This is a genomic window from Acinetobacter calcoaceticus, from assembly GCF_051947995.1.
Lineage (GTDB): Bacteria > Pseudomonadota > Gammaproteobacteria > Pseudomonadales > Moraxellaceae > Acinetobacter.
Map to the genome: position 1 here is coordinate 26,077 of NZ_JBLVVH010000014.1, position 24,408 is coordinate 50,484.

At 45.9% G+C, this 24,408-nt stretch carries 21 protein-coding genes; 11 read left to right on the top strand and 10 right to left on the bottom strand.

Features of this window, described 5'->3' with window-relative positions:
- Nucleotides 1–76: 76 nt before the first annotated feature.
- The 3 genes from atpG to ACNQO6_RS17475 are packed head-to-tail and all read left to right on the top strand — an operon-like array spanning nt 77 to nt 2,819.
- A complete protein-coding gene (gene atpG / locus ACNQO6_RS17465) occupies nt 77–946 on the top strand; it encodes a F0F1 ATP synthase subunit gamma (protein ID WP_004773227.1) in 870 nt (289 codons plus the stop codon).
- 30 nt (nt 947–976) lie between these two features.
- Nucleotides 977–2,371 carry a F0F1 ATP synthase subunit beta gene (atpD, locus tag ACNQO6_RS17470; protein ID WP_004930535.1) on the top strand — a complete coding sequence of 465 codons (1,395 nt, stop codon included), beginning with the start codon at nt 977–979 and terminating at the stop codon, nt 2,369–2,371.
- A 28-nt stretch (nt 2,372–2,399) separates the two neighbouring features.
- Nucleotides 2,400–2,819 carry a F0F1 ATP synthase subunit epsilon gene (locus tag ACNQO6_RS17475; RefSeq protein ID WP_005228378.1) on the top strand — a complete coding sequence of 140 codons (420 nt, stop codon included), beginning with the start codon at nt 2,400–2,402 and terminating at the stop codon, nt 2,817–2,819.
- A gap of 80 nt (nt 2,820–2,899) precedes the next feature.
- Here the strand turns inward: ACNQO6_RS17475 and ACNQO6_RS17480 are convergent, their stop codons facing one another.
- The 5 genes from ACNQO6_RS17480 to ACNQO6_RS17500 form a co-directional block, all read right to left on the bottom strand.
- On the bottom strand, nt 2,900–3,496 hold the full coding sequence (locus tag ACNQO6_RS17480) for a hypothetical protein (protein WP_440209789.1): 597 nt from the start codon (nt 3,494–3,496) through the stop codon (nt 2,900–2,902).
- 173 nt (nt 3,497–3,669) lie between these two features.
- Nucleotides 3,670–4,215, bottom strand: a complete 546-nt coding sequence (locus tag ACNQO6_RS17485; protein ID WP_440209790.1) for a glutathione peroxidase — start codon at nt 4,213–4,215, stop codon at nt 3,670–3,672.
- 118 nt (nt 4,216–4,333) lie between these two features.
- On the bottom strand, nt 4,334–5,107 hold the full coding sequence (locus tag ACNQO6_RS17490) for an AraC family transcriptional regulator (protein WP_032871001.1): 774 nt from the start codon (nt 5,105–5,107) through the stop codon (nt 4,334–4,336).
- Nucleotides 5,108–5,123: 16 nt separating this feature from the next.
- Nucleotides 5,124–6,338, bottom strand: a complete 1,215-nt coding sequence (locus tag ACNQO6_RS17495; RefSeq protein WP_440209791.1) for an MFS transporter — start codon at nt 6,336–6,338, stop codon at nt 5,124–5,126.
- A gap of 321 nt (nt 6,339–6,659) precedes the next feature.
- Entirely contained in the window at nt 6,660–7,880 is a 1,221-nt protein-coding gene (locus ACNQO6_RS17500; protein WP_343581519.1) for an MFS transporter, read from the bottom strand.
- Between the two features lie 136 nt (nt 7,881–8,016).
- Between ACNQO6_RS17500 and ACNQO6_RS17505 the strand changes: the two genes are divergently transcribed.
- Together ACNQO6_RS17505 and ACNQO6_RS17510 are read left to right on the top strand one after the other, a co-directional pair.
- Nucleotides 8,017–8,670 (top strand): TetR/AcrR family transcriptional regulator, encoded by a 654-nt coding sequence (locus ACNQO6_RS17505; protein WP_165569319.1) that lies wholly within the window; start codon nt 8,017–8,019, stop codon nt 8,668–8,670.
- A 104-nt stretch (nt 8,671–8,774) separates the two neighbouring features.
- Entirely contained in the window at nt 8,775–9,695 is a 921-nt protein-coding gene (locus ACNQO6_RS17510) for a DMT family transporter (protein ID WP_440209802.1), read from the top strand.
- Nucleotides 9,696–10,088: 393 nt separating this feature from the next.
- On the opposite strand, the gene ACNQO6_RS17515 is transcribed toward ACNQO6_RS17510, so the two are convergent.
- Genes ACNQO6_RS17515 through ACNQO6_RS17525 form a run of 3 tightly spaced genes read right to left on the bottom strand, consistent with a single transcriptional unit; the run spans nt 10,089 to nt 12,986 of the window.
- Nucleotides 10,089–10,658 (bottom strand): L-threonylcarbamoyladenylate synthase, encoded by a 570-nt coding sequence (locus ACNQO6_RS17515; RefSeq protein WP_440209792.1) that lies wholly within the window; start codon nt 10,656–10,658, stop codon nt 10,089–10,091.
- Nucleotides 10,659–10,695: 37 nt separating this feature from the next.
- Nucleotides 10,696–11,826 (bottom strand): DNA-processing protein DprA, encoded by a 1,131-nt coding sequence (dprA, locus tag ACNQO6_RS17520; protein ID WP_440209793.1) that lies wholly within the window; start codon nt 11,824–11,826, stop codon nt 10,696–10,698.
- An 8-nt stretch (nt 11,827–11,834) separates the two neighbouring features.
- Nucleotides 11,835–12,986 carry a LysM peptidoglycan-binding domain-containing protein gene (locus ACNQO6_RS17525; RefSeq protein WP_440209794.1) on the bottom strand — a complete coding sequence of 384 codons (1,152 nt, stop codon included), beginning with the start codon at nt 12,984–12,986 and terminating at the stop codon, nt 11,835–11,837.
- A 122-nt stretch (nt 12,987–13,108) separates the two neighbouring features.
- Here ACNQO6_RS17525 and def point away from each other — a divergent pair, with 122 nt between their 5' ends.
- The 4 genes from def (at nt 13,109) to ACNQO6_RS17545 (ending at nt 17,542) form a co-directional block, all read left to right on the top strand.
- The gene (gene def, locus ACNQO6_RS17530; RefSeq protein WP_005281196.1) at nt 13,109–13,639 is read left to right on the top strand and encodes a peptide deformylase; all 531 of its coding nucleotides are present in this window, start codon (nt 13,109–13,111) and stop codon (nt 13,637–13,639) included.
- A gap of 19 nt (nt 13,640–13,658) precedes the next feature.
- Nucleotides 13,659–14,096, top strand: coding sequence for a DUF2946 family protein (locus ACNQO6_RS17535; RefSeq protein ID WP_005281194.1), 438 nt, complete (start codon nt 13,659–13,661; stop codon nt 14,094–14,096).
- A 73-nt stretch (nt 14,097–14,169) separates the two neighbouring features.
- A complete protein-coding gene (locus ACNQO6_RS17540; RefSeq protein WP_440209795.1) occupies nt 14,170–16,290 on the top strand; it encodes a TonB-dependent copper receptor in 2,121 nt (706 codons plus the stop codon).
- A 64-nt stretch (nt 16,291–16,354) separates the two neighbouring features.
- Entirely contained in the window at nt 16,355–17,542 is a 1,188-nt protein-coding gene (locus ACNQO6_RS17545; RefSeq protein WP_440209796.1) for a hypothetical protein, read from the top strand.
- A 47-nt stretch (nt 17,543–17,589) separates the two neighbouring features.
- On the opposite strand, the gene ACNQO6_RS17550 is transcribed toward ACNQO6_RS17545, so the two are convergent.
- Both ACNQO6_RS17550 and ACNQO6_RS17555 read right to left on the bottom strand, forming a co-directional pair.
- Complete coding sequence (locus ACNQO6_RS17550) at nt 17,590–18,351, bottom strand: hypothetical protein (protein ID WP_436870547.1); 762 nt, start codon at nt 18,349–18,351, stop codon at nt 17,590–17,592.
- A 315-nt stretch (nt 18,352–18,666) separates the two neighbouring features.
- Nucleotides 18,667–22,161 carry a hybrid sensor histidine kinase/response regulator gene (locus tag ACNQO6_RS17555; RefSeq protein ID WP_440209797.1) on the bottom strand — a complete coding sequence of 1,165 codons (3,495 nt, stop codon included), beginning with the start codon at nt 22,159–22,161 and terminating at the stop codon, nt 18,667–18,669.
- Nucleotides 22,162–22,345: 184 nt separating this feature from the next.
- Between ACNQO6_RS17555 and ACNQO6_RS17560 the strand changes: the two genes are divergently transcribed.
- Together ACNQO6_RS17560 and ACNQO6_RS17565 are read left to right on the top strand one after the other, a co-directional pair.
- Nucleotides 22,346–22,678, top strand: coding sequence for a DUF485 domain-containing protein (locus ACNQO6_RS17560; protein ID WP_005278055.1), 333 nt, complete (start codon nt 22,346–22,348; stop codon nt 22,676–22,678).
- A gap of 1 nt (nt 22,679) precedes the next feature.
- The gene (locus ACNQO6_RS17565) at nt 22,680–24,395 is read left to right on the top strand and encodes a cation acetate symporter (RefSeq protein ID WP_343580748.1); all 1,716 of its coding nucleotides are present in this window, start codon (nt 22,680–22,682) and stop codon (nt 24,393–24,395) included.
- Nucleotides 24,396–24,408: the final 13 nt, after the last annotated feature.

Genomic DNA, 24,408 nt, shown 5'->3' on the forward strand with positions numbered 1-24,408 from the left:
TTTATCTTTAGTTAAGTTTGGTTCACGGATCAACCTTCGGAAGCTCGAAAGAGCTTTCGACTACTAGGTTAAGCGTATGGCAAATTTAAAAGAAATTCGCGCCAAAGTAGCTAGTATCAAGAGCACGCAAAAGATTACTCGCGCGATGCAAATGGTAGCTGCTTCGAAAATGCGTCGTGCGCAAGAGCGCATGGCTCAGGGCCGTCCGTATGCCGATAATATGCGCCGTGTAATTGCTCACTTGGTCCAAGCAAACCCTGAATACAAACACCGTTATATGGTTGAACGCCCGGTTAAGCGCGTTGGCTATATCGTGGTGTCTTCAGATCGTGGCTTGGCGGGTGGCTTGAACATTAACTTGTTCAAGAAAGTTGTGCAGCATGTCAAAGCACAACAACAGCAGTCAATTGAAGTTGAATTTGCTTTGATTGGTCAAAAAGCGGTTTCGTTTTTTAAGAATTACGGCGGTAAAGTGCTTGGTGCAACCACCCAACTTGGCGATGCGCCGAGTTTGGAACAGTTAACAGGCTCAGTACAGGTAATGCTTGATGCATTTGATAAAGGCGAACTAGATCGTATCTATCTCGTTTCAAATGGCTTCATCAATGCAATGACTCAGCAGCCTAAAGTAGAACAACTTGTTCCTTTAGCACCGGCAGAAGAAGGCGATGACCTCAACCGTACTTATGGTTGGGACTATATCTACGAACCAGAAGCAGAAGAATTGTTAAATGGTTTGTTGGTTCGCTATATCGAGTCTATGGTTTATCAAGGTGTGATTGAAAACGTTGCATGTGAGCAGTCAGCTCGTATGGTCGCGATGAAAGCAGCGACAGACAACGCAGGACAACTGATTAAAGACCTACAACTCATTTACAACAAGCTGCGTCAAGCCGCGATTACTCAGGAAATTTCCGAGATCGTTGGCGGTGCCGCTGCCGTTTAACATTATTAAGTTTGAATTGAGGAGACAGCAATGAGTAGCGGTCGTATCATTCAGATCATCGGCGCGGTTATCGACGTCGAGTTTGAGCGCAATAGCGTTCCTAAGATCTATGACGCTCTCCAAGTTGACGGTACTGAAACTACTTTAGAAGTTCAGCAACAGCTTGGCGATGGTGTTGTTCGTACCATCGCAATGGGTTCTACAGAAGGTCTTAAACGTGGCCTTAATGTAACTAGCACAAATGCACCGATTTCTGTTCCAGTAGGTCCAGCGACTCTTGGTCGTATCATGGACGTATTGGGTCGCCCGATTGATGAAGCAGGTCCTGTAGCGACTGAAGAGCGTTTGCCGATTCACCGTCAAGCACCTTCTTATGCTGAACAAGCAGCTTCGACTGACCTTTTAGAAACTGGTATTAAAGTCATCGACTTACTTTGCCCGTTCGCGAAAGGTGGTAAAGTTGGTCTGTTCGGTGGTGCTGGTGTTGGTAAAACCGTTAACATGATGGAGTTGATCAACAACATCGCGAAAGCTCACTCAGGTTTATCTGTGTTTGCTGGTGTTGGTGAGCGTACTCGTGAAGGTAACGACTTCTATCACGAAATGAAAGATTCTAACGTTCTTGACAAAGTAGCCATGGTTTACGGTCAGATGAACGAGCCACCAGGTAACCGTTTACGCGTAGCGTTAACTGGTTTGACCATGGCTGAATACTTCCGTGATCAAAAAGACGAAAATGGTAAAGGTCGTGACGTATTATTATTCGTCGACAACATCTACCGTTATACACTTGCGGGTACTGAAGTATCAGCATTGTTAGGTCGTATGCCATCTGCAGTAGGTTACCAACCGACACTTGCAGAGGAAATGGGTGTTCTTCAAGAGCGTATTACGTCGACTAAATCTGGTTCGATCACATCGATCCAAGCAGTATACGTACCTGCCGATGACTTAACAGATCCATCGCCTGCAACAACGTTTGCTCACTTGGATGCTACCGTTGTATTGAGCCGTGACATCGCATCTTCTGGTATTTACCCAGCGATCGATCCACTTGACTCAACTTCACGTCAGTTAGACCCATTGGTTGTTGGTCAAGAGCATTATGAAATTGCACGTTCTGTACAGAACGTATTGCAACGTTATAAAGAGCTTAAAGACATTATCGCCATCTTGGGTATGGACGAGTTAGCGGAAGAAGATAAATTGGTTGTTTACCGTGCGCGTAAAATCCAACGTTTCTTCTCTCAACCGTTCCACGTCGCTGAAGTCTTTACTGGTGCGCCTGGTAAATTAGTCCCACTTAAAGAAACGATTCGTGGCTTTAAAGGTCTATTAGCTGGTGAATACGATCACATCCCAGAACAAGCGTTCTATATGGTTGGTGGTATTGACGAAGTGATTGCTAAAGCCGAGAAACTTTAATTAGCAACTCTAATTTAAGGAGATTCTCATGGCGACGATGCAATGTGATGTTGTAAGTGTTAAAGAGTCGATTTACTCTGGACAAGTTACGATGTTAATCGCAAAAGGTGCGGGCGGTGAGCTTGGTATTTTACCAGGACATGCGCCACTCGTCACTTTGCTCCAACCGGGCCCGATTCGTGTTCAGTTGGAAAATGGTACAGAAGAAATCGTTTATGTATCAGGCGGTGTGTTAGAAGTTCAACCTCACGTTGTGACCGTGCTTGCAGATACTGCAATTCGCGCTGACAACTTGGATGAAGCGGCAATTATGGAAGCTCGTAAACAAGCTGAACAATTGCTAGCCAACCAAAAGAGTGATTTGGACTCTGCTGCTGCACTTGCTTCGCTTGCAGAAACTGCAGCTCAGCTTGAAACGATTCGTAAAATCAAAAACCGCGCACTTTAATTATTGCTGGTTCGAGATTAAAAAAAGCCACCGTCAGGTGGCTTTTTTTATGCGGAATCAAAAATTAAAATAAATATAGTTTAAGCGTTTGAATCATCTGTATGGCCGAGTACCAAGGTTGCCAGTTTCACCATATCCATTTGAATGGTGTTGAACTGTTTTTCGATCTTGGCAAAATCGATTTTGGAAAGATCGGTTTGGCCATGCAATAACGGCATATTGAGCAGTTGCTGATTTGCACTCAATAAACTTTGGCGGATCTGATCGACTTCATTACTTTTCAAATTTAACGACAATAAAGCGTCATGTAAGCCATGCAGTTCCTGGTTTAAATCACCTGTAGTATGTTGTAATTTCTGCACATTCTTATCTTGAATCGCTTGTTCAAGATTGCTTTGTGATTGCTTGAGTAGGGTGACATAGTCATCAGTTTCAATTTGCAACTTGGCCATATCGCGGGCGATATTCAGCATATTACCCTTACTCAGGTTTTGAGTGTCCTGAGCAATGCTTGCTTCACGTTCTGTATTTTCAGAAGTTGTTATTGATTGTTCAATCTCAGTGTTTTGCTCAGCTTGCTCATTGTCATGAGGGACCTGATCGCAACCTGCCAGTGTGAATAGGCTCACCAAGGTGGTTACTGAGAGAATGGCTTTGATAGAGAAACGTTCCATCATGGCTGAACTACACCAGATTATGAGAAGAGCGTCACTATAATGAGAAAATGTGGAGAAAAAAGTGATTTTTGCAATTCATCAACAGTTTGACCTAGGAACATAATAGAAGGAACTGTCTAGGGAGTTAAAAGAAAAGAACAGATAATCTATTCTTTTCTCTATATTTTCAATGCTTATTTTGCTAGTTCAGCTTCAATTGCGCTGACAATGCGTTCGTCGTCAGCAGTGATATCAGGTGCAAAACGAGCAACCACTTCACCCTTCTTATTGATGAGGAATTTTTCAAAATTCCATAATACTTCAGGTGGGTTGCTTGGTGTTAAGCCGTAATCCACCAGATCTTTCCACCAAGGGCCTTCACCCGTACGCTCAGGAATGGCTTGAGTCAAGGTTTGATATAAAGCATGCTTATCATCACCCGCAACCGAAATTTTGGCGAAAAGTGGGAAATGCACGTCATAATTTAGTGAACAGAATTGCTGAATTTCCTCATTGCTGCCCGGTTCCTGTTCCAGAAAGTTGTTGGCAGGGAAGCCAAGAATTTCCAAACCTTGATCTTTCTTGGCCTGATAAAGTTTTTCCAGGCCTTCGTACTGCGGGGTTAAGCCGCATTTAGATGCAACATTGACGATCAAGAGTACTTTGCCTTGATATTGATCAAGATCAACATCCTGACCTTTAATGTCCTTAACTGGGATGTGATAAACCGACTGGCTCATGAGATAGGTCCTAATTTGTTGTTGTGACAATACCCGTTTGTTTTAACTGCTATTACCGCAGAGTGCAATGCTCTTGATATGAATCCATACAAATAATCAGAAAAACCAAGCCTTTATTTTAGAGCGAAGCATTCTTTAGCTGAATCGGAGTTTGTCCGGTATAACGCTTAAAGAACTCAATAAAGCTGGAACTGTGGTGATAGCCCAAAGCAAATGCCAACTGTTTAATGGTCATCCCTTGGCGGATCTGATTGATCGCAAAAATGATTTTTGCACGATTACGCCATTCTGATAATGACAGTTGCAGCTCTTGCTGGCTGAGACGGAGTACATGACGCTCACTGACCGCAAAATTTCCTAAGACTTTCTGCAGGCTGAGTTGAAATAAAGCTGGATCTGACAGTTGCTCCAGAATGGGCGCGAGAACGGGATGGGTACTTTGCGGAAGATAATGCGAATAAGCAGGGGCCTGTTTCAGTTGATCATATAAAACTTGCAGCAGGTGTTCCAGATACTCGGGTGCAGCAGCCAGTTTTTGCTGTTCCAGAATATGAATCACCAGCGCACGGAAAAAAGGTTCAATACTAAAACAGCGGCAAACATCACCTAAAAAAGCGCCGAGCCGCGGATGTAATCGAATACAGATATAGTGAATTTCGTGCTCGACGGGCAGCGACTGATGCTCGGTACGCGGTGGCAGCCATAATCCATAGCTGGGTGGAGACAAGTAATATTGTCCTTCAATATCAAACTCTAAAGTCCCGTTTAAACTAAAGTTAAAATCTCCCCAGATTGAAGAATGTGGGCTGACAATATCATCTTTTTGATATAGAAATTCATGCACTTCTATATCACGTAATAAGGGAAATTGTTCAGCAACATTCTGCTTCATCCAGAGAGACTCACTGTTAGTTTTCACATGTCATTTTAGGATTATTCAAGCCTTTGGCTAAAGTAAAGATACTGATCAATGCCATGGCCACAAAGCTGATGACGCCATAAATCAGGATATTTTCATTGAAATGGTCGACCACATAACCGCCGAGTAAGGAACCGGTCGCAATCATGACCTGAAACATGCCGACAAACAGAGGCATACCTTTTTCTACCGCATGCGGCGCATGCACAAACATCCAGATATTGGCTGAGGTAGGGAAAGCGCCGAAGGCAAAGCCCCACAGTGCGGTTAATACAATTGCACCAAACTCATGAATCGCAAAGATCGGGAAGCCAAAGAACACAATCGCAAAACAGATCCCGACAAAGGCCAGGGTATAGCGTACATTCAGATTACCACTATAGCCTGCAAATGCATTACCGAAAATACCTGCAATTCCATAGAGTAATAATAGCGAGCTGATAGTAGTACCGTTAAAGCCTGCAATGTTTTTAAAGAAGGGTGCCAGATAGCTATACGCACAAAAATGCGCGAGACCAATCAGTAATACGATTAACATGCCACTACGGGCTTTTGGTGTGCGCAATAACGCAGGTAAATCACGGAAATGAATGGCAGACTCAGGTTTCAGTTCAGGCAAGCAAATCAGCTGGACCACCAATACAATCAAACCAATAGCAGCAGTAATACCGAATGCACTGCGCCAGCCATAAAACTCGCTGAGCCAGGTGCCGATCGGAACACCAAGCACAGTGGCAAAAGTTACGCCTGCCATGACGATGGCAGTGGCTTTAGCGATGGGTAAATGAGGCGGTGCCAGTTTACCGCTTAAAGCAATCGCAGTTGCCCAGAAACCACCAATCGAAATGCCTAACACCAAACGGCTTAACAGCAGCACATGAAAGCTCTCTGCAAAGGCGGTAATGGTATTGGCAATCACCATGATTGCGGTGAGCAAGATCAATACATAGCGTCGATCGAGCTGTTTTACCGATACGGGTAACAGTGGTGCTGCAATCGCAGCCATCACCCCGGGAAGGGTAATGATCAGACCTGCTGTACCGACTGAGATCTGCAGGTCGGCTGCGACACTATTGAGTACGCCGACAGGTAAAAATTCGCTAGTGACCAATGCAAAGGCCGCAATGGCAACAGCCAAAATGGCGTACCAGCTTCCTTGTGTGGTTTGCGTGGGCTGCTCGTCTGATGAGATGGATGCTTGCATGGGATTTTCCTGATTTGTCAGCACAAGGACAAAAGCTAATGATGAAATTTTATTTTATAACGATCGTTATTAAATAAAATAAAGAATAAAACAGAATCCGTCAATTAATTTTATAGTGATCGTTATGAAAATATCTGGGCCACTTATGCGAATTGTGCATGAGCTGCCATAATACCTACGCAGGAGATGATTCAAGAAAAATACAGTCGCCCTGAATCATGGGAGTGGGCGAACTGTAAAAGAGGAAAAGCAAATTTCTGGATTGTTCTCACAGATCAAACAGAAGTCGTTTAATTTTCTGTTTGACCTGTAGCTTAAGGATTAATTTTTATAAGTAACTTTGGGATTATTTAAGCCCCGTGCCAGTGTAAAGATCAGGATAAGCGAACAAAGTACCAGTGGGAGCATGGCAAAAAATAAAATGGTGCCATCAAAATGATCAACAATCAGGCCACCGAACATGCTGCCCAGCGCAATCAGGATTAAAAAGGTTAAAGTCACCATCGGCATGCCTTTTTCAACCGCTTCAGGTGCATGGGTAAACATCCAGATATTCACCGCAGTTGGAATAATCCCGTAGGCGAAGCCCCATAAAGCCGTTAATACAATCGCAAGCATGACATTGGCTCCGACTAGCGGAAGCGCTAAAAATGCCAGCAAGAACGCAGCGCCACTGACTGCAAAGGCATAACGGATATTGATCTGGCCGAGGTAGCCTGCAAAAATATTCCCGAAAATTCCCGCAATGCCATAGACCAGCAGTAAACGGCTAATCAGACTATCCGAAAAATCGAGCTCATGTTTAAAGAAGGCTGAAAAGTAGCTATACGCAGCAAAATGTGCAAAGCCCATAAACAGAAAAATGATCAGGCCTTTACGGGCGGCAGGGTGTTGCAGCAGAATCGGCAGTTCTTTCCAGCGCAAAGATGAAGCAGGTTTGAGTTGAGGCAGATAAAGGTACTGGAAGATCAAAAGCAGGCCACCCATAAGGGAAATCGCTGTGAAAGAGGTTTGCCAGCCATTATATTGAGCCAGCCATGTCCCCATCGGTACCCCTAATACGCTGGCTAAGGTCACCCCGAAAGCCACCCAGGCAGTCGCTTTGGCAATGGGTAAATGCGGTGGTGCCAGTCGACCGCTTAATGCCACGGCTGTTGCCCAGAAGCCTCCCACCGCCACACCCAGGATGATACGTCCGAACAATAAAATCATGAAATTAGGGGCAAATGCAGTCAGCAGATTGGCAATAATCATCAACAGGGTAAGTATCAACAGCAAGGTACGCCGATCTAGTGTCTTCGCTGAAACTGGAATCAGTACCGCAGCAAACATGCCGACGATCGCAGTTAAAGAAACGGTAAGACCGGCTGTTCCAACCGAAATCTGAAAGTCACGTGCGATGTCATTGAGGACACCAATGGCCAGGAATTCACCTGTCACCAAGGCAAATGCGCTAAAGGTGACGGAAAGTAAGGCAAACCAGTTCCCTTGAGATGGATTGGATTCAAGTGCACTGAGGTCTGCCGGAGTGGAGTTTTCCATAATAATTCCCTTTATTGTTATAGGGATAACAATAAAATTGAAAAAACATTAGTTTTTATAACGATCGATATAAAATAAAATAGTTGATTAAAGTTGAGTCGTCAATTAATTTAATAGTGATCGTTATGAAATATTTGTGACAGCAATGACCAATGCACATGAGCCAACAGTAGCACCCTGTGATGACAGCTTGAAAAAAAAGCGTGGTCGTCCGAAGTGTTTTGACGAACAGCAGGCGCTGGAAAAAGCGATGTTATTGTTCTGGGCACATGGCTATGAAGCGACCTCGATCAGTGATTTGACTCAGGCTCTGGAACTGACTGCGCCGAGTCTATACAGTAGTTTTGGTGATAAAGCCGGGCTGTTTTATAAATGTATTGATTATTATCTGGCCCATGAAGCCTGTCCGATTGTTCCTATTTTTTTAGAAGCCAAAACCGCCAAAGTTGCATTTGAGCTATATCTATATGACAACGTCAAGCGGTTAGCGCAACCCAATAAACCTGCAGGTTGTATGCTGGTGGTGGCGACCATGAACTGCTCGGATAATGCGCAGGCAGTGCAACACAATATTCTGGAAAAACGTTTACAGACCAAGCAAAAACTGTTGGAGCGTTTAGAGCAGGGAGTCGCGGATGGTGATCTGGCGGCAACCGCGCCTTTACAGGAAATGACCGACTTCTATGCAACGGTTGTGCAGGGACTAACTATTCAGGCTCGAGATGGAGCAACGGTTGAGCAACTGCATAAAGTGGTGGAGCATGCGATGCGAGCCTGGGAGCTGTTCTAGGCAGCAATGTCGTGAGCGCGATATAAATGTCTGAAATACGATATTTCAATTATTTTGGACATCTACCACAATACCTCCATTGCTGAGAAATTGTGAGAAAAATGATGGGTCAGTTTACCAAATACCAAAAATGGGCATTTGTATTGCCTTTGATTGCGGTGTTGATTTGGTCACTTAACATCGCGGTAACGCGCTACGTGGCCGATTATATTTCACCGGTCAGTATCAGTTTTTATCGCTGGTTTGTGGCCTTCCTGATCTTGACACCCTTTATGTTGCCCAAGGTCTGGAAGCAACGTGCTTTGATCCGCCCCTTCATCCCCAAACTGGCGGTACTCAGTGCATTTGGTATGGTGCTCTATCAAGGTTTGTCTTATACCGCAGCACATTATACCACCGCGACCAATATGGGCATTGTGAATGCCTTTGTGCCTATTTTTACTATTTTTATCTCCTATCTCATTTTAAAAGATGCACCGAATCGCTATGCAATTTTTGGCAGTTTACTGTCTTTCGCCGGCCTGATTTATGTGATGAGCCAAGGCCGTATTGCCAGCCTGTTTGAGCAGGGCGGTCACTGGGGCGATGCAGTCATGGTCTTGGCGGTAGGATTTTATGCGTTCTATGGCGTATTTCTGAAAAAATGGCAAGTCCAGTTGCCATTAATGACCAGTCTCTATGTACAGATTGCGTTTGCCCTGATCTATCATCTGCCATTTTTAATGTGGCTGGGGCTGGATGGCATTAATGCTGACAATGCAGCCAGTGTACTCTATGCAGGTGTGTTCCCGTCATTAATTGCACCTTTATTGTGGATGGTTGCTGTGCAGGCGATCGGGCCAAACCGGACCAGTATTTTTATGAATCTGATGCCCGTATTTACTGCCATTATTGCCAGTCTGTGGCTGTCGGAACACTGGACCATTTATCATACCATTGGCGGTGTGATGATTCTGGTGGGCATTATCATGGCACAGAAGAAAACCGTAAAAGCTTCGGTGAAATTGGCAGAGACAGCGTCGTAAAGATGAACTTAAAAGGTGTGTTTGTTTAAAAAATAGACAAACGCACCAATTTATTTTTTAAATGATTGTTCTTTGTATCTGATTTGCAACTATATTTTCAAAGATCAGCGAAGTTTATGCTCAAAAAAAGCTGAATAAAAATAAAAATATAATTTTATTAAAAAGGCGAAAGTGACAAAAAAGGTACGCTTTTCACCTTTTTTGTTAGATAAATAATATATTTGTATAAATGAAATGATTAGCTCATAATACCAGCCACAGCAAGATGATTCATTTTAGAATGAATAAGTTGCTCACCGAATTGATGAACCCTCTGGATGTGATTATACACATCCTTTTTATGCTCAGTTATCCCTATATAACTGAGCTTTTTTTTGTCCGCTATTCACCTAATCAGGCGCGAACAATTTCACCCGTGAGCGCGTTTAAAATGCGACTCGGTTCACGGCTGAGTCCCAAATCGCCTTCAAGATAATGTAATGCATCGCCAAAATAGGCTTGGGCCTCTGCCAGACCATGGGCCGGTGTCTGACCTGCGGGATTGGCGCTGGTCGAGACAATAAACCCACCAAAATCCTGACACAGTTGCATACATAAAGGATGGGTGGTGACACGCACCGCCACCAGCGGATGCTGGCCTTTGATCCAGGTCGGGATGTGCTGATCGGCAGGCAGGAGCCAGGTGGTGGCACGTTCGGTTGGCTGGCGGTTAGACCAGCTGCTGATAACCTGCTGACGAAGTTCGGGACTTAAGCCTTGCAATAAATGTTCGACCTGATCTAAATGACCGGCCAGTAAAATCACGCCTTTTTCAACGGGACGATGTTTGAGTTCCAGAATATTCTGGAAAGCCTGCTCATTGTAGGGATCACAGCCCAGTCCCCAGACCGCTTCGGTCGGGTAAGCCAGAACTTGTCCTTGTTTTAAAAGTTGTGCTGCTTCAGCAATAGAGGTCGTCATCATAGGGAGAATGAAACGATAAAAAGGAGATGTGAGTAGTTTAATGCATTGGACGGCAACGTAAATAGCGTCCTGCCTGTTGCATGCTTAAACCGAGTAGTTCCAGTTCCATTAATTGGGCGGTTAATTCAGCAATAGGTGCAGAATAGCGTTGCGCCAGCTGATCCAGATCCTGTCCGACCCAGTCTAAAACCTGATAGAGCTCAATTAAATGTGCGGGTAGGATTGGCGGTGCCGAGCTGTTTTCTGTTGCTGGCTGCTGCTGCGCTTGCCATTGTGTGGGTAAAGCCAGATCTTCAATCACCTGTTCAGGATGATCGACCAGAATTGCGCCTTCGCGAATCAGTTGATGACAGCCCTGATGATGCTCACTGTAAATATGTCCAGGAATGGCGAACACCATTTTGCCCTGACTGGCTGCTTCATTGGCGGTAATCAATGAGCCGCTTTTGAGCGCGGCTTCAACCACCAATACGCCCAGACTCAAGCCACTGACAATACGGTTTCGCCGTGGGAAATGTTGTTGCAAAGGCATGGTGGTAGGTAGAAACTCAGTCACAATCGCGCCTGACTGGCGAATCTGTTGCGCGAGTTGTTTATGCTGGGCTGGGTAGACGCTGTCGAGTCCTGTTCCTGTTACTGCGATGGTACGCTGATGCGCCAGCCCACCCTGATGCGCGGCCTGATCAATCCCTTGTGCCAGCCCGCTACTAATATAAAAACCTTTTTCACTTAAATAGTAAGCAAAATCATAAGCCACCTGTCGTCCATGAGGACTCGGCTTACGACTGCCGACCATGGCAATCTGGGGTTGTAATAGCGCTTGCGCCTGACCCTGTCCAAATAGGATCGGTGGGCGGTCACTATAAGGCAGTAGCTGCGTCGGATAGCCAGTATCTTCGGGTGTTAAAATAAAGTCACTATGTCGGCTAACCAGTTGTAGCAGCTGTTCAAACTGTTGCCGGCCTTGTGTGCTCTGGAATTCTTTTAGACGTTTTAAATGGTTGGCATGCAGACCCAGTTGCGACCATTCTGCAAACCGCTGTGGTTTGGTCGCCTGTTCACAGTTGCCAAAATGTTGCTGAATCTTGTGAAAGCTGGAAAGCGAATGTTGAACCAAGTACCACACCAGCACAGTATGGTAGTGATGAGGTGATAATTGATTCAACATCTGGATCCTTAATCGTCAATACGTGGCGGCTTGATGTCTGAGCCCAGCTTGATCGGTAACTCACTTTCGAGTACATAGGCATAGCTGATACGGTCAAAGCTCTTGAAGATCATGACACTACCTAAATATTGTCCTGGTAGTTTCACCTGTTCCTTGGTTTTTGGATCGCGAACGGTTTCACCGTCTTGATAGATACTAAATACCTGACCGACCTCAACGCCATCAGTCGTTCCGCGATCTACGGTGACAACACCATTTTTTGCAGCTGTACCAATCGAACCCATCACCCGGATGATTTTACCGCCATCTTTGACCTGATTGGCATCGGTAGGGTAGAACAGGGTTGGCAGCATGGCATCCTGTTCAGCCATGACACGGTCACCGCGACGGACTTCGCCATTATAGCTATCGGTCAGTTCAACCGTGGTGATGTCATTTTCACTACGAATGGCCACACCTGAAGCGACTTGGGTCAGTTCAATGCCAAGATTCTGCTTCTTGCCATTCTGATCCAGAACGATATAAGGTTCACCTTCACGGAAAACGCCGTAGCGCTGACCATTTTCAAGGCCTTGGCCACGTACATAAACACTTTGACCTTTACCAGCCATAACACGGTTATCGGCAGTGCCCAGAATATAAGGGGTACTGGCAATCGCATCTGCTGGCAGTATGGAGGTGCGTTCTAACCATTGCTGAATATGGGTCAATGGAATAACCGGTACGCTATTATTCAGTGCTTCAACACGAACTTGCGGGCGCAAGGTCGAGGTATTGCCGGTATAGCGGCGAATAATACCGTCACAGCCATCGCCTTCATCCTTACCAATTAATGGTCTGCCATTCAGGCTACATAACAGCAGGCGATCACCGGGATAAATCCAGTGCGGATTCTTCACATGTTTGTTGCTTGCCCAGATTTCAGGCCAGCGCCATGGTTTCTTTAAAAATTTGCCTGAAATATCCCAGAGCGTATCGCCTTTTTTCACCACATAAACATGCGGTGCGCCAGCTTTAACCGTAGGTGGACTCACATTTGGGCTGGCAGCATGGGCAAAATTAACGCTCATCCCCAATCCTGCACAAATTGCAGCCGCAATCAGTTGTTTTTTTAACCCCAAGGCATGAAAAGATGGTATGCCGTTTAAAACCTTTTTCATTATCATAATTCCTAAAAATTATGTGTGTAGTTGCGCTATAATAACGACTTTACACACAATTTTTTGATCAAGCATTCCCTTCAGTTGGTTTTTTGATCAATGGCATAAGTGAGGACGACAGTATGGCCTTATTACCTATTTTAAGTTTTCCTGATCCCCGCCTTCGTACCATTGCCAAGCCAGTCGAAGAAGTCACTGATGAAATTCGTCAGCTTGCAGCAGATATGTTTGAAACCATGTATGAAGCACCAGGTATCGGTTTGGCGGCAACTCAGGTTGATCATCATATTCAGCTTATTGTTATGGACATCTCGGAAGAGAAAAACCAACCGATGGTGTTCATTAACCCCAAAGTCATTCCACTGACCGAAGAAACTCAGCCTTATGAAGAAGGCTGTCTCTCTGTGCCTCAAATATACGACAAAGTTGAGCGTCCGTCACGCGTAAAAATCGAGGCAATTAACCTTGAAGGTCAAGCATTTGAGTTAGAAGCTGACGAACTTCTCGCTGTTTGTATCCAACATGAAATGGATCACTTAAATGGCAAACTTTTTGTCGATTATTTATCGCCTTTAAAACGTCAGCGTGCCCGTGAGAAAGTGGAAAAAGTGGTGCGCCAGCGTGATAAAGAGAAAGTCGCTGTTAAACGTTAAGTGATCGATACTGTTTAAGATGTTGTCTTTGTTTCGTTGTGGTTTGCTGCTGGCTTTGACCGCGGTCTGTTTACAGATTGCGGTTTTCTTGCAGCCGCTGCTCCCGAAGCAATACCAGATTGCGCCGGTGTGTGAAACCATCACCCAGGCGCTGCTGTTACCCAAAGTACAAAGCACACAGAGCCATTCGGCCCATAGTTCACATTCGCATGAACACCAGCTTGAGCAAGCTCAAGCCCCGCTGCCGCATCATGACCATCATGATCCTAATCACCAATGTCAGTACTGTACGGTCTATGCCAATTTGGTCTTGCCGCCTGAATTGGGGGTAAAAGAAGTACTGGTCCGGATCCAAATCCGTTTAGTGGCTTATCAGCAAGCGTTTAAGCATGTTTATTTTGCCCTGCAACGCTTATTTCTATTGCCCCAAGGGCGTGCTCCACCACTCTTTGCATAAATAAAACGTTATTTTCATTAGGGTTTTTCAAAACTCTAGCCTAGTTTTACTTATGTTTTAAGAGAGACCACTCATGGCTCAACCTAAATTTTTATTACAACCGCTCACGGTTGCGATTCTTGCTGCCTCAAATACTGCAATGGTGTGGGCAAATCCAGTCGATCCGTCTGTATCTGCACATGCCCATGTGTCACTGGCACCGATTGTAGTAACGGCTCAACAACCGAATGAGCGCAATGGTCTGGTGGTTCAAGCCGATCCCAAACAACCGATTCAGCCGATTCCTGCAACGGATGGTGCCGACTATCTGCAAAGTATTATGGGCTTTAATGCCATACAGAGTGGCGGAACCAATAGTGATGTGACCTTCCGTGGCATGTTTGGCTCACGCATCAAGATCCTGACCGATGGTACGGAAAATCTGGGGGCCTGCCCAAGTCGTATGGATGCACCGACTTCTTATATTTCACCTGAAAGCTATGACCGTATTTCGGTGATTAAAGGACCACAAACTGTTCAATATGCCAATACCGGTTCAGCGGCAACCGTGATTTTTGAACGTCAACCTGAGAAACTGACTCAGGCCAAACCGTATCGTGGGCAGGCGAGTGTGCTCTGGGGTTCATTTGGACGTTTAGACCAGAATGTTGAAGCTGCAGTGGGGGATGAGAAAAAATATATCCGTTTAAATGCCAATCGTTCCGAGTCGAACAGCTATCAGGATGGTGACGGTAAAACCGTGCCGTCTTCATGGGAACGCTGGAATGCCGATGTGGCATTGGGCTGGACACCGGATGAAAATACTTGGGTAGAACTGACCGGTGGCAAGGCAGACGGCGAGTCTGAATATGCAGGCCGTGAGATGGACGGTGCTCAATTCGCGCGTGAAAGTTTAGGTCTACGCTTTGAAAAGAAAAATATCACCGATGTGATCAAGAAAATTGAAGGTCAGGTGAACTATAGCTATAACGATCACATCATGGATAATTTCAGCCTGCGAACCCCGCCTATGGTTGAAATGAAGCATGGTGATCATGTCATGAAAATGCCGATGCCAATGGACATGCAAGTGACGCGCCGTACCTTGAACTCACGTCTGGCCATGACCTCTGAATGGGATCAGTGGAGCCTGATCACCGGGGTTGACTCGCAGTTCAATAAACATGGCGGCAGTATGTCATCACCGACCATGCCATCCATGAATATTCCATTCCGTCAGGATATGCGTTTCCAGTCTTATGGTGCTTTTGGTGAGTTGAGCTATCAACTCAATCCGCACAACAAGATCGTGACAGGTGCTCGAGTAGACCAGGTCAAGGTGGATGATGAGCGTGCTGACTCTAAGGCCAAAGGTTTCAATACCCAGCTGGAAAAAACCTTGCCGAGTGCTTTTGTGCGTCTGGAAAATGAAAATGCCGAGCATGGCCTCAACAGCTATGTCGGACTGGGCTATGTCGAACGTATGCCTGATTATTGGGAGCTATTCAGCCCTGAGCACGGCAATGCGGGTTCGAGCAACACCTTTAACGGTGTGCGTCCGGAGAAAACTTTGCAGCTCGATCTTGGTTTTACCCAGCAACAGGGCGCATTTAACTCATGGGTATCTGCTTATGCCGGACTGATCGATGACTATATCTTGATGAACTACCACGATCATAGCCACTTACATGCAGGGGGACATGGCGGGCATGGTAGCGGCGGAATCACCGCAGGTGCCAAGAATGTCGATGCCACCATTGCAGGGGCTGAGGCTGGCGTTGGCTATCAGTTTACCGATCATATTCAGGCCGACCTCAGTGCGATGTATGCCTGGGGTAAAAATACCAGTGACAATACGCCATTGCCACAAATTGCACCTTTAGAAGGCCGTATGAATCTGCGTTATGTTGCTGATAAATATACGCTGGGTATGTTGTGGCGTGTGGTGGATCAACAAAATCGTGTCAGTTTGCATCAGGGCAATATTGTGGGGTATGACCTGAAACCAAGTGCAGGTTTCTCAACCATTTCTTTGAATGGCAGTTATAGTCTGAGTAAAGATGTCGATCTTTCAGTGGGCATTGATAACCTGCTCGATAAAACCTATACCGAACACCTCAATAAAGCGGGCAGTTCAGGTTTTGGTTTTGCCAGTGAAGAGCAATTCAATAATACCGGTCGCAACTACTGGATGCGGATGAGCATGAAGTTCTAAGCTGAGTTAGAATCAGTCAGCTCAATGATCTGCATTGAGCTGATTACGTTTTGACGAGGCTTACATGCATCATCTTCAGGATTCCAATACAATTATTCAAGAACTACAACAACAAGGTTATGTCCGTATTCAGGTCACCGAATGGACAGAACAGACGCGTGATAGTCTGGAGCAACGCTTGTTGCAGGCAGGTATTCAAGATTATCAAATACATAAGATCAAGAATGAAGCACACGATTATCTGATTGTATGCAAAGGCAATGACACCCCGCTTCCTTATCAGTTAGAAAAAATTTATCCATCCAGAACGTCTTTTGTCATGGTGTTGCCTTTGATTGTGGCGATGGGCCTGATAGCGGTGACAGTACTGTTAAGCAGTTATTCGCAAGATCTGATGTCCTTTGTGATTGTCTTGGTTATTCCTGCACTATTGGGCGCATTATTTGAATACTTTATGATTCGAAAACAGCCCAATCCTATTTTCCTGACCAAGCTTTTCAAGATTCAGCCGCTGGTTTTTGTGATCGTGATTGTGTTTTGTGTGATCGTGTTAAGAGAAGGGATTATCTGTTTGATCATGCTGTTGCCGATTTTACTGATTGGCCTGCTGCTGGGTGCAGGTTTCATGCGCTTGATTTGCCATTATTTATGGAAACCCAGCGCCAAAATCTATTCTTTCGCACTGCTGCCGTTGATTTTATGGTTTTTATTACCTGATTTTAGTCGTACCGAATATGGTCAAACCCAGCGCTCGGTTGTGATTCATGCGCCAGCACAGCAAGTATTTCAGGCCATTAACCAGATTGGCACGATCCAACCCGAGGAAGTTAAAGACAGTTTTATTTTTACCATGGGCTTTCCCAAACCTGTTTTTGGCATGACCGAGCAGCGTCAGGGTGAGCTGGTTCGCACCATCCAGTGGGAACGTGGCATCAAGTTTGAAGAACAGGTGACCGCATCGCATGCGCCGTATCTATTGTCCTGGACATACCGGTTTGCGCCAGATTCGTTTCCGAAGGGGTCCTTGGATGATCATCTGGAAATGGGCGGGAAATATTTCGATTTGCTGAAAACAGATTATCAACTGGAACAAATCGATGCACACACCACCAGATTGATTCTGAGCATTGATTATCGGTTATCCACCGAATATAACTGGTATAGCCGTTTATGGGTGCATTATGTTTTAAATGAATTTAGTGATGTGGTGATGCAGATTCATAAACAGCGTTTAGAAAAAAATGCTTCTTAAGCTAAATATCAAAGCGAAGCCACAATCTTGATTGTGGCTTCGACTGCTTAGGCCAGACAGTCCTGTTTTGGCATCAGGCTATCGCAATATAAAGGATTTAATGCGCATTGCAGATCATCAATTTGTTCCTGGGTGACATAAGCTTTGCTTTTGAGGTATTCCGCCACGCGGTCATCACGCAGACTTAAAAAGGCGGCATCGTAAACGCCTAAATCAACAAATAAAGCAGCGGTTTCCAGACTATTAAAATGATCGAGGAAGACATCATTATCATGCATCAGGAAAATGTGGGTGAATGGTGCATTGACCTCAACTTTTAAACGTTGCGCCAATTGCTCAGGACGTGTCTTGATAAACAGTAAATCGGAAAGTTCATCAAACTGGCTTTTGTCCAGTTGGTTTGCATCACCTTTGACATGGCTTAACCAAGCTTTAAAGACCAGAACAGCACCGCCACGTAATAGCATGCTCCAGATCTGATGACGTGTTTCATGGTCGAGATGGGCAGACTCTGCCTCAAGTACATCTAAAAACTTCTGTTCTTGTTGGGCCAGTTTTTCAAATAAGCCCAACCCTTGTGGATGATAGGCCGCAGGCGTAAACACATCAAAATTCAGTTCATGGAATACATTCAGGGCCAGCGGGACCGCTGCCTGATAAAGCGTATCCAGAGCACGTAAATGTGTTTCTTCGAGTTTGCTATGTACAAAAATATGTTGCCAGTCCAGTTGCGGTAATAAGGCGTTGGCACTGTATTGGCGATAAAACTGTTGCGAGCTATGGTCGGTGGTGGGGTGACTATTATTCATGATCAATGTCCTTTTCGACAGTCTGTTGCAAGAAACCCAACACGATGAGACACAGGTTTCCATTTATGCATCAATTTATGCGGGATCAACAAAGCAAGTAGAATACGACTAAAGTTGTAGATTGGTTTTTATGGGTAAAATTTATAAATAAAAACAAATATTTAATTAATTGTAAGTAAGTGTACAAACGTTCACTAATGTAAGTGAACGTTTTTGCCATAGTCAAAAATCATTTGAGCATTTTGGTCAATTTATCAGCACTCAAAGTGCTGCTTTTTGATGATTTTTGCCTATGGCTGCAAAATATTTGGTCATTTATTGCATTGGCATGATTTTTAAACCGGATAACCAGGCCCGTAAACCGGCAGGCTTGAGTGGCTTTTTCAGCAACACAATATTCTGCTGTTTTAAGTATTGCGGTAACTCCGGATCAGAATCTGCGGTAATTAATGCCACAGGAATATGGGCCGGTCGGTGCTGTTCAATAAAGTCCAGACCCCGTTGATCATGATTCAAATGCTGATCGATCAGCCAGACCTGAATGTCTTCCTGCTCAATCAAGCGTAGCGCTTCTTCCGGTTCGGTTGCGGTGAAGATCTGATAGCCCCATTTGCTCAGCAAGGTTCGCATGCCTTCCAGAATGGTTTCATCATTGTCCAGACATAGCACTTTATAGGCCGTATGCTGCAATGCCGTTACCTGAGGTGTTGCCATTTGAATTTTGGGTGCTTCGGCTAAAGGCACTTCGATCATGAAACAGGAGCCTTTGCCCAGCTCGGAATAGACATGCACGGGGAAATCCAGCAGGCTGGTCATCCGTTGTACGATGGCCAGTCCGAGACCCAGACCCTGTTCACCCCACGGTGAGGTGTGCCCACAACGTTCAAATTCCTGAAACAGTTTCAGGCGTTGCTGTTCATGAATACCCGGGCCGGTATCCCAGACCCCGATGCGAATATGATGAGGACGCTGGGCTGAACGTAGCACACCGACCACGACACGACCCCGTGCGGTATAGCGTAAAGCATTGCTGACAAAGTTCTGGATAATCCGCCGCATCCATTGCGGATCGGTGTCGACCCAGAACTTGGTATCGTGCACGGACAATTGAATATCACGCTGCGCTGCAATAGATTTGAACTGTAACTCCAGATCATTCAAGAGATCGTGCAAGGAATAAGCCTGACGTTTGGGCTGGATGGTGCCACCTTCTAAACGGGCAATATCGAGCAGGGCAGAGAGCATACTTTCCGCGCCGTACAGTGCCCGATCCAGCTGTTGTAAGGTCTGTTGATCTTCTGCCGAATGGACACTTTGTTCTAGCGCAGTACTAAACAGACGTGCTGCATGCATGGGCTGGAGTAAATCGTGACTGGCGGCTGCCAGGAAACGGCTTTTCGATTGATTGGCTTTATCCGCCTGTTCCAGTGCCAGTTGCTGTTCGGTCAGGGCATTGGCAAGCTGCTGGGTGCGGTCACTGACGCGTTCCTCCAGCACCGCTTCATTTTCACGGAACGCGGTAATATCGGCAAAGGTGGTGACGAAGCCACCGCCTTCAATAGGATTCCCCCGCATCTGGATCACCAGACCATCTTTACGAATTCGCTCGAACTCATGGGCGCTACCCACTTTCATCCAGTGCAGTCGTTTACGCACATGTTCTTCGACCGGGCCTGGACCACATTCACCACGTTCTGCGTTATAGCGAATCAGGTCTGCGATCGGGCAACCGACGTAAACCAGATCTTTGGGATAATCAAACAGTTTCAGGTATTGATTGTTCCAGGCCACCAGACACATATTTTTGTCTACCACACTGACGCCCTGAGTCATATGGTCGATCATGGTCATCAACAGATTCTGGTTAAAACGTTGCCATTGCGAGGCTTGGTCGAGAATATTGGCGACTTGTCCCAATGCCAGACCATTGTTAATCATGGCAGTGGTCAACAAGGTACGGGCAGAGGCTGCCCCAATAATCCCGGCCAGATATTGCTCGGTAAAGCGCCACCACATGCCATTGGCCACATGATTTTCATTTAAAACCACATGATTCTGTTCACAAAATTGCTGAAAGGCCTGTAGCGTCGGTTTATCACCTGTGACCCGCTTGGCCAGCGCCAGTAAGTCGCCGACTTTCAGGCGGGCGGCATTCAGGTGTAGATCAGTGAGATCGGTATTGGACTGGGCTGATGGCAGCGGTTTGCTTTCATAATAGAAGAAGCTTTCAGCCTGAATTTGTTCCGCCACGCTGGGTCGGTACAGACGCGATACCCAGATATACAGCACCACATTCAAACCTAAAGACCACAATACCCCATGTGTCAGTGGAGCAAAGGATTCGAAGCCCAGTAAGGCCTCTGGTCGCAAGCCATTAATATCAAACGGTCCAAACAGTAAAATATGCTGTGCCAAATCCTGATATTGGTCGGGCAGGCTACGCAGTACCGTTGGGAACAGTAAGGTGTAACTCCACATGGCGAAGCCCATCAATAGCCCGACATAAACACCCTGACGGCTTGCACCACGCCAGTATAGACCACCAATCAAGGCCGGTGAAAATTGTGCCACGGCGCTAAAGGCCAGCAAGCCAAATACAGATAGCTGGTTAATATCATTAAAGAAATGGAAGAATAAAAAGCCCAGTAACATCACGCTAATAATACTAATGCGCCGGGTCAGTTTGAGCACGCGCGGTAAATGCTGGTCATGACGGGAAATAATTTTAAAACGCCACAGGGCTGGCATGATCAGGTCATTACTGAGCATGATCGATAAGGCGACTGAGGCAACCAAAAGCATGCCAGTTGATGCGGAAAAGCCTCCGAGAAAGGCCAACAGCGCTAACCAATCCTGCTGATAGCTCATCGGTAAGGCCAGTACGGCAATATCTGGTGTGCCCAGCGATTCGGGTAGAGAATGCAGCGCCCAGCTGGCAATCGGGATAATTGCCATGACGGTCAGGATCAGATAGGCCGCAAACCAGCGCCGTGCGCCACGGATATGTTTTTCATCGCGTAATTCCACCACTGCCACATGGAACTGGCGTGGCAGGCAGATCATGGCGAGACCTGCCAGCAATGTTTGCACCCAGAAGGTTTCGGGCACACCCAGTTGTTGCAGGTCATGGAAATGCTGATGTACATCGGTACTGACCTGTTTAATATTATCGGGTGACTGTAATAAGAAGAAGGCTGCCACACAGAGCAGGGCAAACAGTTTCACAAAGGACTCAAAGGCCACGGCTAACATTAACCCGCCGTGTTGTTCGGTATGGGCAATATGACGGGTTCCAAAAATCATTGCCAAAATCGCCAGTACCGCAGTCAGAACCAGAACACTATTGGTGGTGGTATGGATATGCGCGTTTTGCTCCAGAATCACCGAGGCACTCAGTGCAATGGCGCGTAGTTGCAACGCCAGATAGGGCACAATCGCAATCACCGCAAGAATGGTCACCAAGGCGGCCAGACTTCCGCTTTTACCATAACGGGCAGCGACGAAATCGGCAATTGACGAAATGGCATGATGCTGGCGGATACGACCCAATCGTTTCCAGATGTCATAACCAAACCAGATAAATAGCAATGGTCCCAGATAAATCGGCAGGAAAATCACGCCTTGGCGAACCGCAGCACCTGTTGCCCCATAGAAGGTCCAGGAGGAGCAATATACGCCCAAGGTTAAGCTGAACAGGAGCATCCGACCACGCGTACTTAAGCGGCTGGCATGCTTTTCACCAAAAAAGGCACAGCCGAATAGCAGCACGATGTACAGGGCCAGTACCCCAAGAATAAGCCAACTGTTCATATTGCTCACGTGATCAACTTCCATTTTTTATCATACCCGAAGCACAGGTAGAGCAAGGAGTAGAGAATTGCATTTAGAGACCAAAGTCTAAGTTACGAGTCAATCATAATCTTGTTAAGTTGGATAATGAAAAATCCCACGTAAAAAGGGGTCCATGGTTGGACACAAAAATAAGGAGTTGATTATGGATGATTCTCAGGTAGATCGAATTCTACATAATCCAAAGTTTCAGGAAATGGTCAGCAAAAAGCGTACATTAAGTTGGACATTAACAGCAATCATGCTGTTTATCTACGTTGGATTTATGCTTTTGGTTGGTTATAACAAAGAATTTTTAGCAAGTTCATTTAGCGGTGGTGTAACCACTTGGGGTATTCCCCTCGGTTTAGGCATTATTGTGCTGTCATTTGTGTTATGTGGTGTGTATTCCTACATTGCCAACAACAAGCTTGACCAGTTGAATGAAGAAGCCCTCAAGGAAGTTGAGGCCATTGCACATGAAAAAGGGATGCACTGAGATGAAAGGGACCTCATTCAAGGCGGTACTGTTCACACTGTTGAGCTTTTGCTGCACAAGTATTGCATTCGCCAGTCCGGATCTAGGTACTGCTGAACAGCAAGCGACCAACTGGCATGCGATCATCATGTTTACGATCTTTGTCGGTTTTACCTTGTTCATTACCAAATGGGCAGCCAAGCAAACCCAGTCTGCACAAGATTTCTATACCGCTGGTGGCGGGATTAGCGGTTTCCAAAATGGCTTGGCCATTGCCGGCGACTATATGTCAGCTGCGTCATTTCTGGGTATTTCAGCACTGGTATTCAGTTCGGGCTTTGATGGCTTGCTCTATTCACTCGGTTTCATGGTCGGCTGGCCGATTGTTCTGTTCCTTGTCGCAGAGCGTTTACGTAACCTGGGTAAATATAACCTGTCCGATGTGGTGTCGTTCCGTCTGGAAGAAAAGCCTGTCCGTACCTTGGCGGCTTTCAGTTCACTGGTTGTGGTGGCGTTCTACCTGATTGCACAGATGGTCGGTGCAGGTCAGCTGATCAAATTGTTATTTGGATTGAACTACAACATTGCGGTGGTCATCGTGGGCCTGTTGATGATGGCTTATGTAATCTTCGGCGGCATGTTGGCAACCACTTGGGTACAGATCATTAAAGCGGTGATGCTACTCAGCGGTGCGACCTTCATGGCATTTATGGTGATGAAAGCGGTAGGCTTTAGTTTCACCAATATGTTTAACCAGGCGATTGGAGTGTATAGCCAGGCGCATAGCATGAGCTGGGATGAAGCTGCCAAGATCATGGGACCAGGTAAACTTGCCGCCAATCCGATTGATGCGCTTTCACTCGGTCTTGCCTTGATGTTTGGTACAGCAGGTTTACCGCATATCTTGATGCGTTTCTTCACGGTAAAAGATGCCAAAGAAGCACGTAAATCAGTTGTGGTGGCAACAGGCTTTATTGGTTACTTCTATTTATTAACGTTCATCATTGGTTTCGGTGCGATCCTGTTTGTTGCCAACAACCCGCAATTCCTTGACCTTGCCAAAGCAGCAGTGACAGGCAAATTAGAGTTGGTAGGCGGTAACAACATGGCCGCGGTTCACCTGAGTGATGCGGTGGGCGGTGACTTGTTCATGGGCTTTATCTCGGCAGTGGCATTCGCAACGATCCTTGCGGTAGTGGCTGGTTTAACATTGTCAGGTGCCTCTGCAATTTCACATGATCTTTATGCCAACGTATTCAAGAAAGGCAAAACTACACCGCAGTCTGAGTTGAAGATGTCAAAAATCGCAACTTTAGGTTTAGCGATCTTTGCCATGATCTTGGGTATCTTGTTCGAGAAACAAAACGTTGCCTTTATGGTTGGCTTGGCATTCTCGGTAGCCTGTTGTGCAAACTTCCCGGTACTCGTGTTATCCATGTTCTGGAAAGGCTTAACCACACGTGGTGCAGTGATTGGTGGTGTCGTAGGTTTGGTTGGTGCAGTCAGCCTGATCATTCTGTCGAAAGCGGTTTGGGTAGATACCTTGGCGATTTCTGAAACGGCGCCAAACCCATTCAATGGCCCAGCATTATTTGCAATGCCACTGTCATTCTTCTGCTGCTGGTTCTTCTCTGTAACGGACAAGTCAGCACGTGCTGAGAAAGAGCGTAAAGCCTTTGATGCACAGTTTGTTCGCTCAATGACAGGGATCGGTGCGTCTGGCGCGTCAGATCACTAATCAACTTAAGCCA

Bases quoted from the DNA above. Each gene is read 5' to 3' on its own strand.
- atpG (WP_004773227.1), top strand. From the start codon at position 77: ATGGCAAATTTAAAAGAAATTCGCGCCAAAGTAGCTAGTATCAAGAGC.
- atpD (WP_004930535.1), top strand. From the start codon at position 977: ATGAGTAGCGGTCGTATCATTCAGATCATCGGCGCGGTTATCGACGTC.
- ACNQO6_RS17475 (WP_005228378.1), top strand. From the start codon at position 2,400: ATGGCGACGATGCAATGTGATGTTGTAAGTGTTAAAGAGTCGATTTAC.
- ACNQO6_RS17480 (WP_440209789.1), bottom strand. From the start codon at position 3,496: ATGATGGAACGTTTCTCTATCAAAGCCATTCTCTCAGTAACCACCTTG.
- ACNQO6_RS17485 (WP_440209790.1), bottom strand. From the start codon at position 4,215: ATGAGCCAGTCGGTTTATCACATCCCAGTTAAGGACATTAAAGGTCAG.
- ACNQO6_RS17490 (WP_032871001.1), bottom strand. From the start codon at position 5,107: ATGAAGCAGAATGTTGCTGAACAATTTCCCTTATTACGTGATATAGAA.
- ACNQO6_RS17495 (WP_440209791.1), bottom strand. From the start codon at position 6,338: ATGCAAGCATCCATCTCATCAGACGAGCAGCCCACGCAAACCACACAA.
- ACNQO6_RS17500 (WP_343581519.1), bottom strand. From the start codon at position 7,880: ATGGAAAACTCCACTCCGGCAGACCTCAGTGCACTTGAATCCAATCCA.
- ACNQO6_RS17510 (WP_440209802.1), top strand. From the start codon at position 8,775: ATGGGTCAGTTTACCAAATACCAAAAATGGGCATTTGTATTGCCTTTG.
- ACNQO6_RS17515 (WP_440209792.1), bottom strand. From the start codon at position 10,658: ATGATGACGACCTCTATTGCTGAAGCAGCACAACTTTTAAAACAAGGA.
- dprA (WP_440209793.1), bottom strand. From the start codon at position 11,826: ATGTTGAATCAATTATCACCTCATCACTACCATACTGTGCTGGTGTGG.
- ACNQO6_RS17525 (WP_440209794.1), bottom strand. From the start codon at position 12,986: ATGAAAAAGGTTTTAAACGGCATACCATCTTTTCATGCCTTGGGGTTA.
- def (WP_005281196.1), top strand. From the start codon at position 13,109: ATGGCCTTATTACCTATTTTAAGTTTTCCTGATCCCCGCCTTCGTACC.
- ACNQO6_RS17535 (WP_005281194.1), top strand. From the start codon at position 13,659: ATGTTGTCTTTGTTTCGTTGTGGTTTGCTGCTGGCTTTGACCGCGGTC.
- ACNQO6_RS17540 (WP_440209795.1), top strand. From the start codon at position 14,170: ATGGCTCAACCTAAATTTTTATTACAACCGCTCACGGTTGCGATTCTT.
- ACNQO6_RS17545 (WP_440209796.1), top strand. From the start codon at position 16,355: ATGCATCATCTTCAGGATTCCAATACAATTATTCAAGAACTACAACAA.
- ACNQO6_RS17550 (WP_436870547.1), bottom strand. From the start codon at position 18,351: ATGAATAATAGTCACCCCACCACCGACCATAGCTCGCAACAGTTTTAT.
- ACNQO6_RS17555 (WP_440209797.1), bottom strand. From the start codon at position 22,161: ATGAACAGTTGGCTTATTCTTGGGGTACTGGCCCTGTACATCGTGCTG.
- ACNQO6_RS17560 (WP_005278055.1), top strand. From the start codon at position 22,346: ATGGATGATTCTCAGGTAGATCGAATTCTACATAATCCAAAGTTTCAG.
- ACNQO6_RS17565 (WP_343580748.1), top strand. From the start codon at position 22,680: ATGAAAGGGACCTCATTCAAGGCGGTACTGTTCACACTGTTGAGCTTT.